Consider the following 9923-nt stretch of genomic DNA (forward strand, 5'->3'; position numbering starts at 1 on the left):
TCCCACCCATGGACGCAGCGCCTCAGGTCGGCGGACTTGCGGACGCGGTCTTCGACCATGCCGACGACGATCCGGACCGGGTCGCGCTCGGCCGCAAGGACACGGCGGGACTCTGGCAGGACATGACCTCCGCGCAGTTCCGCGACGAGGTGCTGGCGCTGGCCAAGGGGCTGATCGCGCACGGTGTGCGGTTCGGGGACCGCGTCGCGCTGATGTGCCCCACGCGCTACGAGTGGACCCTCTTCGACTTCGCGATCTGGGCGGTCGGCGCGCAGTCCGTCCCCATCTACCCCACCTCGTCGGCCGAGCAGGTCTTCTGGATGCTGTACGACTCCGAGGTCACGGCGTGCATGGTGGAGCACGAGGACCACGCGATGACCATCGGCTCGGTGGTGGACCGGCTGCCTCAGCTGAAGCGGCTGTGGCAGCTGGACACCGGGGCGGTCGCCGAGCTCTTCCAGGCGGGCGAGCACATCGACGACGAGGTGGTGCACCGGCACCGGCGGGCGGTCACCCCCGACTCGATCGCCACCATCATCTACACCTCGGGCACCACCGGCCGCCCCAAGGGCTGTGTGATCACACACGCCAACTTCATGTTCGAGGCCGACACGATGATCGCCCGCTGGGAGCCGGTGTTCCACTCCAAGCCGGGCGACGAGGCCGCCACCCTGCTGTTTCTGCCTCTTTCGCACGTCTTCGGCCGGATGGTCGAGGTGGCGGCGATCCGCGGCCGGGTCAAGCTCGGCCATCAGCCGGTACTGCAGGCGAGCGCGCTGCTGCCCGACCTCGCGTCATTCCGGCCGACGTTCATCCTGGCCGTCCCGTACATCTTCGAGAAGGTCTTCAACGCCGCCCGCCGCAAGGCCGAGGCCGACGGGAAAGCGGGCCCCTTCGACAAGGCCGTCGAGGTCGCGGTGAGGTACGCGGAGGCACTGGAACACCGCGCCTTCGGGCTCGGTCCCGGCCCCTCCGCGGGACTGCGGGTGCAGCACCAGATCTTCGAGAAGCTGGTGTACGGAAAGGTCCGTGACGCGATGGGCGGCCGCGTGCGGCACGCGATGTCCGGCGGCTCCGGCATGGACCGGCGGCTCGGCCTCTTCTTCGAGGGCGCGGGCGTCACGGTCTTCGAGGGGTACGGACTCACCGAGTCCACCGCGGCGGCGACGGCCAACCCGCCCGAGCGCACGCGGTACGGCACGGTCGGCCAGCCGATCCCGGGCACCACGGTGCACATCGCGGAGGACGGCGAGGTGTGGCTGCACGGCGGCCATATCTTCGCCGGGTACCTCGGGGACCCCAAGTCCACCGACGCCGTGCTGCACGACGGCTGGCTGGCCACCGGGGATCTCGGCGCGCTCGACGAGGACGGGTATCTGACCATCACCGGGCGGAAGAAGGAGATCCTGGTGACGTCGGGCGGCAAGAGTGTCTCGCCCGTGGGCCTCGAGGAGCGGGTGCGCCATCATCCCCTGGTGGCGCAGTGCATCGTCGTCGGCAACGACCGTCCGTACATCGCGGCCCTGGTCACCGTGGACCAGGAGGCCGTCGAGCACTGGCTGGCCATGCAGAACAAGCCGCCGCTGCCACCGGCCGAGATGGTGCGGGACCCGGAGCTGGAGTTGGAGATCCGCCGGGCCGTGGTGGCCGCCAACACCCTGGTGTCCAAGGCCGAGTCGATCCGTACCTTCCGGATCCTGGCCCATCCCTTCAGCGAGGAACACGGGCTGCTCACGCCTTCGCTGAAGCTCAAGCGGAAGGCGATCGAGGCGGCGTACGCGGTCGAGGTGGACGCACTCTACGGCTGACACGACATTCCTGGACATCGCGAACTGCCCGGCGCGGGCAGTGAGTTCCGCGCCGGGCAGCAGTCCCCCAGTAGCGGCTAACCGATCGTCACCCGGAAGATCTTGTCGGATCCGGCCGGCTCACCCCCGTTCCCGTCCGCGTTCGTCGTCGAGAGCCAGAGCTGGTTCGCCCCGGGCACCTTCGTGACCGAGCGCAGCCGCCCGTACGTGCCGACGTAGTACGCCTTCGCCGTGCCCACGTTCTCGTTGTCCGCGTTGATCGGGATCTGCCACAGCCGCTCGCCCCGCAGCGCCGCCATGTAGACCGCGCCGTCGACGATGGCGATACCGCTCGGCGAGGCCTCCGCCACGCCCCAGGTCTTCTTGGGGTTCGTCATCCCGGAGACGGAACAACTGCCCTCGCAGGTCGGCCAGCCGTAGTTCTTGCCCGCCTTGATGAGGTTGAGCTCGTCCTTGGAGCTCTGGCCGAGCTCGGCCTCCCACAGCCGGCCCTGGGCGTCGAAGGCTATGCCCTGCGGATTGCGGTGGCCCAGGCTGAAGACGTAGTTGCTGAACGGGTTGCCGGGCGCCGGCTTGCCGTCCTTCGTCAGGCGCAGGATCTTGCCGTTGAGGGAGTTCCTGTCCTGTGCGTCGGCCCCGTTCTGGGCGTCGCCCGTGGTGGCGTACAGATAGCCGTCGGGGCCGAAGGCCAGCCGTCCGCCGTTGTGGTACTTGTTCTTCTTGATCCCCTGGAGCAGCGCCTTGTAGCCGCTGAGGGGCTTTCCGTCGTACGTCATCCGCGCGATGCGGTTGCCGTCGGACGAGGTGTGCATGAAGTACACATAGTGGTTCGACGCCCAGCCGGGGTCCACGGCGAGGCCCATCAGCCCGCCTTCGCCGCCGGTGGTCTGGGAGTTGGGGACGGAGCCGACCTCGGTGCGCGTGCCGGACGGTGTCACCTTGAAGACCTTGAACGAGTTGCGCTCGGTGACCAGGGCGCTGGAGCCGTCGGGCAGCCAGGAGGCGCCCCAGGGGATCGTCCAGCCGGTGGAGATCGTGGTGATGCCGGTCGGCGAGCCCGCCGCGCCGGTCTGATTCGGTTCGGTGGCGTTCGCCGACTGGACGAGCCCGGCGACGAGCGCCACCGTGCCCGCCACCGCCGCCGTGCCGGCCAAGTTCCTGCGTCGCATGTGTTTCCTCCGTGGGGGGATGGGGGGTGAGGAAGGTATGCCACCGACGGGGTGTCAGCCCCCGTACTGGGCGACGACCTTGGTGTAGGCGTAGGGGGACTGGGAGACACCGCTGCACGCGTCCCCGGCGCCGCCCGAGCCGCAGCTGCGGTCGCGGTTGACGGACCAGAAGGCGTAGCGCGCGATGTGGTGCTGCTGGGCGTAGGTGAGGATCGTCTTGAAGTCGTTCAGCGTGACGGTCTCCCCGGCCTCGTCCGTCTTGCCGTTCATCGACGAGACCCCGATGTGCCGGTAGGCGACGGAGTCGCTGTATGCGTACGCGCTCTTGACCGCGTTCTTGAGGCCTTCCAGGGCGCTGACCGAGGCCTGGCCCATGGTGCCGCTGTGCCCGCCGAAGTCGAAGGGCATGACCACCCAGGCGTCGGCGGCCAGACCCGCCTTGGCCCCGCGCTTGATCAGATCCTTGCCGATGGCGTCCGGGCCGCTGGGCGTGGTGCCCATGGTGATGTACGTGACGATGCCCGGGTTCTTCTGCTCGACGATCTTCAGCGCGTCGACCACCCGCTGCCGCACGGTCGCGTTCCCGAACTCGGTGTTCTCGATGTCGATGTCGAAGGCTTTGAGCCGGTAGGCGTCGATCACTTTCTGGTAGGCCCCGGCGAGCGCGGTCGCGCTGGAACACTTCTCGCCGAGCTTCGCGCCGCTCCAGCCGCCGACGGAGACGACGATGTCGCCGCCGGCCGCGCGGATGGACTTGATGGCCGACTCGTCGGAGCCGCCCTTGAGGGCGCGGCTGCCGTCCCACTTCGGGTTGCAGCCGCCGTCGGAGAGGATGAAGGCGAGTGTGAACCACTTGACGCCGGTGGCGGCCATGACGTCGGTCGGCTTCTGGGGGCTGCCCCAGCCGAGGTATTCGTACGGAGCGGCGGCCAGCGCGCCGGATGCCTTGGGTGCCGCGGCCGGCGTCTGGGGCGTGGCGCCGGCGGCGGGGAGGGCCGCCGGCGCCAGTGAGCTGAGCAGTCCGATGGCGCAGGCGCCGATCACGGAGTTACGGAGCCGTGTGGTGGGGGGTCGCACGTCGGTCATCCCCTGTCGAGGTAGTCGAGGTTGGGTGCGCCGTTCGCCGTGGTGGCGGTGACGCGTACGGTGTTCGAACCCGCCCTGAGCGGGACGGTGAGGGTGGCGTCGGCCCAGGTGGTCCAGGCGCCGGTGCCGTCGAAGGCGCGGCCCGCCGAGACGACGGCGCCGTTGACGGACACATCCATCGGGCGGCCCGCGGCGGTGCCGTTGGCGTACCGGAAGATCAGTGCGGCATCCCGGGCGGTGGCCGACTCGACCGTCCACTCCACATACGCCCCGGCCGCATTGGGCGTGTTCACGAAGCCGCTGCCGCTGAAGCCGCCGTGGTCGCTGTCGACGGTCGACCCCGCGCTGTACGAGGCGTTCTCGGCCTCGTACCGGGCGCCGGTGCCCGACTGCGGCGTGGCGCGGATCAGCCGGGTCTCCCCCGGACGCAGCGTCGCGCTGTAGGAGCCGCTCACCACTGGGCTGCTCTGGCCCGACCAGAGGTCGGTGACGGCGGCGGCCCCGGAGAAGCCGACCTGCGACCAGTTCACGCTGACGGTCTGGTTGCCCGAGGTCCCGGTGTTGAAGAGCGCGACGATGTAGTCGCCGCCTGCCTCGCGCTTGCTCCAGACCTGCCTGGGACTGGAGTTGACGATGCGTTTCGCCGCGACGCCGTCCTGGTTGACCGCGATCAGCCGGTCGTTGGTCAGCATCGCCTTGTCGGTCGCGTTGAGCGCGGTGAGGTCGGTGCCGAGCAGCAGCGGGGAGGCGGCCATCGCCCACAGCGTCATGTGCGAGCGCCGCTGGTCGGCGCTCAGGCCCACCTGGTCGCCGTTGCCGATCTCCAGCGAGTCGAGGTCGTTCCAGCCGCCCGGTCCCGCGTACTGCTGCCAGTTCGCGGCCGAGGCGAAGCGGGAGGTCACCTTGTCCCACGTGGTGAGGGGGAAGCCGCTGCCGTTGGGCCCGGGGCCGCAGTAGCACTCGACATCGCCCTGGGTGCGCCAGCTGTTGGCGAGCTGCCGCCAGGTGGGTGCGTCGGCGATGGCGAGGTTGTTGGACAGGCCGTAGTTGATGGGACGGCCCGATGCGCGCAGGGCCTTGTCCCAGGCGCGGACGTCGGGGATGTCATGGCTGCCGACGCCGTCGATCTTCAGGTAGTCGACTCCCCAGGAAGCGAACTGGCGGGCCCAGGAGTTCACGAATTCCTGGGAGCCGGGCTTGCTGTAGTCGATGTAGTACATGTTCTTGCAGTTGTAGTTCTTCTCCAGCTTGGACGTGTCGGCGATGTCCTTCGCGTGGTACGAGGTGCCTTCGATGGGTGTGTTCCTGGTGACGGCGTTCTTGGCGATGCCGGGGGTGACGTAGAAGCCGAACTTCAGCCCCTTGGAGTGGATATGGTCGGCCAGCGCCTTGATGCCGGAGGGGAATTTCGCCTCGTCCACGGCCCAGCGTCCGTACTGGTCGACCGTGAAGCCGTTGGAGTCGCACTTCTGGTAGAAGTCGTCGAGGTTGATGTAGACGTAGCCGTGGTCCTTGAGGCCGCTGCTGACCAGGGCGTCGGTCTGGGTCTTCAGCTTGGCCTCGGTGGGCCAGCGGCGTACGAAGCTCCAGCTGGACCAGCCCATCGCGGGCCGCAGGGACAGGCCGTTGTCCGATGCGGCGGCGGGCGGCGGGGCCGCGGTCAGTCCGGCCGCGGCGAGCGGCAGCGCGAGCGCCGCCACCAGCGTTGCTCTCAGAAATCTCATGGCGCCTCCACGTCGAGGTGGTCGAGGTTGGGTGCGCCGTTCGCGCTGGTGGCGGTGACGCGTACGGAGTTGGCCCCGGCAGCGAGCGGGACGGTGAGGGTCGAATCTGCCCAGGTGGTCCACGCGCCGGTGCCGTCGAAGGCCCGGTTCGCGGACACAACCGTGCCGTTCACCACGACGTCCAGCGGACGGCCCGCGGCGGCGCCGTTGGCGTATCTGATCGCGATCGAGGCATGGCGGGCGGTCGCCGACGGGACCGTCCACTCCACAGAGGACCCGGCCGCGTTGGGCGTGTTGACGAAGCCGGTCCCGGTGAAGCCGGTGTGGTCCGAGTCGACCGTGGCACCGGCGGAGTAGACGGCGTCCTCGGCCTCGTAGCGCTGCGGCGCCGGGGTGCTGCCGCCGCCCGCCGCGTACGCGCTGCCGATCCATGCCTCGTCGATCCGCAGCCGCTTGTACCGGGTCGAATCGCTCGATGCGGCATGGGTGTTGACGACCTCAAGGCGCACATGGCGGGTGGTGGTCGCGGGGATGTCGATGACGGCGACGCCGCGGCGGCTCGGCAGGGTGCCGGTCTTGACGGGGCTCCCCCAGTTGGTGCCGTCGCTGCTGACGTACACCCGGTAGTCCCTGATCCGGGCGGACTGTTCGGTGTCCGAGCGTGCGTAACTCACCGAGTCCTCACGCTGGTTGATGCCGAGATACTGCACCCGCCTCGCCGACCCCAGGTCGAATCGGAGCGAGACGGGGGTGGTCTTGTTGCTGTCCCAGTAGGTGCGGTAGTCGCCGTCCGCGGCGGCCTCGGCGCCGTGTCCGCTCACCGATGCACTGGCGCTCATCGTGTACGAGGAGGCGGGGATGATGCCTTCGCGTCCGGCCGTCGTGACCTTGAAGACGGTGTCGTACGCATCCCAGCCGCCGAGCCCGGTGAGGCTGAGAGTTCCGCCGTTCTGGGTGTGGGCGATGGGCGCGCCGGTGCGGAGGTTGGTCACCCCCGTCACCCGGTAGCCGTTGTCCCGCAGCCGCAGGGTGGGGGTGGAGGGCGGGGTCAGCACATGGATGTAGTGCTTGTCCGGGTCGGCCTTGCTGACGGTGGTGACTCCGTGCGCGCCGTCGTTCCAGAACCCGGGCGCGAGGCCCCCGTGCAGATAGCCGCCGCCCTCGGTGGCGCCCAGCGATTCCCCGATGGCGTCGAGATAGCCCTTGGCGAAGTTGTTGAACGCAACCTGGTTGGCGGGGAGTTTGCCGTTGACCATGGCGGTCTCGGCCATCAGCGCCTTCACCGAGGAGCCGACGTTGGTGATGAGCCGGCCGAGGGTGAGTTTGCGGTCGACGGAGGGATCGGAGCCGGTGTACCACCACGATCCGGTGGAGGGGAGCTTGAAGTCGGCCTCGATCAGCCGGGGCGCCGCCGTGTAGACCGCCTGGGGGTAGTCGTACGACGGGCTCATCCCCGTCTTCTGCTCGTTGCTGATCATGTCCATGATCGGCGTGTCTTCGTTGTTGTTGCTGATCGTGTAACCCGGGCGCTTCTGGTACACCTGCGCGTAGAGGTTGTGGCTCTCCCAGTACGCGTTGTCGTTGTCGATCCAGAAGCCGCCGAGGTCCGGATAGCGGTCCATGACCTCGAAGAAGTTGTCGTAGCTGAACTCCCCGAAGCCGTCCCGGCCGGTCAGATCGACGCTGCGGCCCTTGTACTTCGAGTACGCCGCCGAGTCGAGCCACTCATGCCCGCCCTCGTTGTGCCACTGGGGGTCGTCGGTCATGTACAGGATCGTCTTGAGTCCCTTGGCCTTGGCTGCCGTGATCAGCTCACCGAGGAAGTCACGCTTCGTACTGCAGCTTCCGGGGATCTTGGACGGCCAGGGGCGTGCGTAGCCCAGGCGGCTGTGGAAGGTTGCGAGCACCAGGTACTGGGTGTGCAGCTTCTGCGCCTCCTGGACCCAGTAGTCGGGTGTCCAGCCGCCACCGGTGACATCGGTCTCCCACTGGCTGCAGCTGTTGTGCGACGGTGCGGTCCGCTGCCCCCAGTGCAGGAACAGACCGCCGACGGAGGCGCGCAGGAAGTCCTGGCGCGGGTGCTGGAGATCGGCACGGGCGGGTCCCGGCAGGGTGAGCGCGCCCAGGAGCAGCGCGCCCACCAGTGCCAGACGCGCCCAGAGGCGTGTGGTCATGCGGGGCCGTCCAGATAGTCGATGTTGGGTGCGCCGTTCGCGGTGGTGGCGATGGCGCGGACGATGTTCGACCCCGCCTTCAGGGCGGCGGGCACGGTGACGGTGCGCCAGGTGGTCCAGGCGCCGGTGCCGGCGAAGGGGGAGCCCGCGGCGACGGTGACGCCGTTGACGGTGATGTCCATCGGGCGTGCGGTGGTGGTGCCGTTGGCGTACGCGAGGGACAGGCCGGCGGTGCCCGCCTCGGTGGCGTTCACGGTCCACTCCACATACGCGCCCACCGCATTGGGAGTGTTGACGAAGCCCGCGCCGGAATAGCCGGTGTGGTCCGAGTCGACGTTCGAGCCGGTGGAGTACGTGGCGTTCTCGGCCTCGTACCGGGTGGGCGAGGGGCCTGGGCCGCCGCCGTCACAGTCCTGGCTGGAGCCGGTCTGGCTGATCCGCAGCGCGCCGCCGCTCGTATTGGCGCTGCCGGCCACGCAGTAGCCGTTCACCGTCTGGAAGAGGAGATCCGATGGGCTGTTGCTGCCGGGCTGCGCGGTGAAGCGGTCGAAGCGGATACCGGTGCTGTTGTTGGCGATGACAGCGGGCCGGCCGTCGTTGGCCGCGAACCGCACCTCGCTGTCGGCGAAGCGGACGTTGTCGGCGTTTCGGATGTACCAGCCGTAGGCGGGACGGGTGCCGATCGCCTTGGGGTTGTAGTCCCTCGGGTCGTTGCTCGGCGGGTTGGTGGACATGGTGCCGTTGCCGCCGGGCACGGTGATGTCGACGTTGTTGAAGGTGATGTCGTGGATGCGGCCGCTGCCGGACTCGCCCCAGACGGTCGGCGAGAAGGACGGGGTGGTGCCGGTCGCCTTGATGTTGGTGTACGTGATGTTGCTGATGGAACCGACGCCGGGATTGTTCCCGCACCGTTTTCTCGTACCGACCTTCTGCATGATCGGCGAGCGGACGTCGGTCATGGTGATGTCCTTGTAGTGGACGTCCGAGATCTTGGCGCCGTCCATGGAGACCAGACCGAGGCCGGACTTGTCCGAGCCCTTGATGGTGATCCGCTCGAAGCGGTAGTCGGTGAAGTCGCCACAGGTCTCGGAGCCGAACATCAGCGCGTTGCAGCAGCCGGCGGAGAGGTAGGAGTCGGAGACGGTGACATGCCCGTTGTTGAGCTTGGCGCCGAGCGCGTAGTCGCTCTTGAAGGCGAGCGCGTCGTCGTTGGCCTCGAGATGGGCATTGGTGATCTTGACGTTGGTGGTGGAGATGATGTTCCAGCCGTCGCGGTCCATCGCCGTGTCGATGGTGAGGCGGTCGGAGACGACGTTGTCGCAGTTGTTGAGGAGCGCGGCGAAGTGGCCGCCCTCGCGCAGCGTGATACCGCTGAGGGTGAGGTTCTTGCAGCGCGTCAGCGAGATGATCTTGTCGGCCTCGCCGGACTTGGGGTTTCCGGTGATGAGCGCGCCGTCGCCGTCGATGACGCCCGAGCCGGTGAAGCCGATGTTGCTGAGGTTGTCGCCGTAGATCATGGCGTTGTGGAAGTGACTGTGGCCGTAGTCCTGGTAGTTGTCCCACTGGTTCGACTCGGGCGGGTCATAGGTGTCCGCGCCGTTGCCGCTGATGGTCGACCCCGCGTCGAGCTGCAGGGTGACATTGCTCTTCATCTTGATGGTGTTCTTGGACTCGTACGTCCCCGAGGGGAAGCGGACGATTCCGCCGCCCACGGTGTTGGCGGCCGTGATGGCCTTGTTGATGGCGGCGGTGTCGTTGGTGGAGCCGTTGCCGACGGCGCCGTAGTCGCGGACGTTGAACTCGGCGGCAGCGGGTGCGGGTTCCGCTGCCGCCGCGGAGGCCGCGAGTGGGGGTGGTCCGGGCGGCGGCTCGGCCCCGGCCGGCGGCTGCGCGATTCCCAGCGCGACCAGGAAGCCGAGCAAGGCGGTGGCGGCAGTTCTCGTTAAGTTCTTCACGTCGTCC

6 protein-coding genes are annotated in these 9923 nt (G+C 68.5%); 1 reads left to right on the forward strand and 5 read right to left on the reverse strand.

Translation table 11 applies throughout. From position 1 onward, the window contains the following. Nucleotides 1-8: 8 nt before the first annotated feature. On the forward strand, nt 9-1808 hold the full coding sequence (locus tag ACI2LP_RS01165) for an AMP-dependent synthetase/ligase (RefSeq protein WP_404722436.1): 1800 nt from the start codon (nt 9-11) through the stop codon (nt 1806-1808). A gap of 77 nt (nt 1809-1885) precedes the next feature. On the opposite strand, the gene ACI2LP_RS01170 is transcribed toward ACI2LP_RS01165, so the two are convergent. The 5 genes from ACI2LP_RS01170 to ACI2LP_RS01190 are packed head-to-tail and all read right to left on the reverse strand — an operon-like array spanning nt 1886 to nt 9916. Continuing rightward, nucleotides 1886-2977, reverse strand: a complete 1092-nt coding sequence (locus ACI2LP_RS01170) for a PQQ-dependent sugar dehydrogenase (RefSeq protein WP_404722437.1) — start codon at nt 2975-2977, stop codon at nt 1886-1888. A gap of 54 nt (nt 2978-3031) precedes the next feature. Continuing rightward, nucleotides 3032-4054, reverse strand: coding sequence for a chitinase (locus ACI2LP_RS01175; RefSeq protein ID WP_404722438.1), 1023 nt, complete (start codon nt 4052-4054; stop codon nt 3032-3034). Between the two features lie 5 nt (nt 4055-4059). Then, nucleotides 4060-5787, reverse strand: a complete 1728-nt coding sequence (locus ACI2LP_RS01180; protein ID WP_404722439.1) for a carbohydrate-binding protein — start codon at nt 5785-5787, stop codon at nt 4060-4062. Next, nucleotides 5784-7961 carry a discoidin domain-containing protein gene (locus ACI2LP_RS01185; protein ID WP_404722440.1) on the reverse strand — a complete coding sequence of 726 codons (2178 nt, stop codon included), beginning with the start codon at nt 7959-7961 and terminating at the stop codon, nt 5784-5786. Before ACI2LP_RS01185 ends, ACI2LP_RS01180 begins: the two co-directional genes overlap by 4 nt. After that, nucleotides 7958-9916, reverse strand: coding sequence for a glycosyl hydrolase family 28 protein (locus ACI2LP_RS01190; RefSeq protein ID WP_404722441.1), 1959 nt, complete (start codon nt 9914-9916; stop codon nt 7958-7960). Before ACI2LP_RS01190 ends, ACI2LP_RS01185 begins: the two co-directional genes overlap by 4 nt. Nucleotides 9917-9923: the final 7 nt, after the last annotated feature.

The organism is Streptomyces sp. NPDC019890, from assembly GCF_044903445.1.
Taxonomy (GTDB): Bacteria; Actinomycetota; Actinomycetes; order Streptomycetales; family Streptomycetaceae; genus Streptomyces.

Excerpts from the sequence above, each read along its gene's own strand:
- ACI2LP_RS01165 (WP_404722436.1), top strand. The coding sequence starts at position 9 with ATGGACGCAGCGCCTCAGGTCGGCGGACTTGCGGACGCGGTCTTCGAC.
- ACI2LP_RS01170 (WP_404722437.1), bottom strand. The coding sequence starts at position 2,977 with ATGCGACGCAGGAACTTGGCCGGCACGGCGGCGGTGGCGGGCACGGTG.
- ACI2LP_RS01180 (WP_404722439.1), bottom strand. The coding sequence starts at position 5,787 with ATGAGATTTCTGAGAGCAACGCTGGTGGCGGCGCTCGCGCTGCCGCTC.
- ACI2LP_RS01185 (WP_404722440.1), bottom strand. The coding sequence starts at position 7,961 with ATGACCACACGCCTCTGGGCGCGTCTGGCACTGGTGGGCGCGCTGCTC.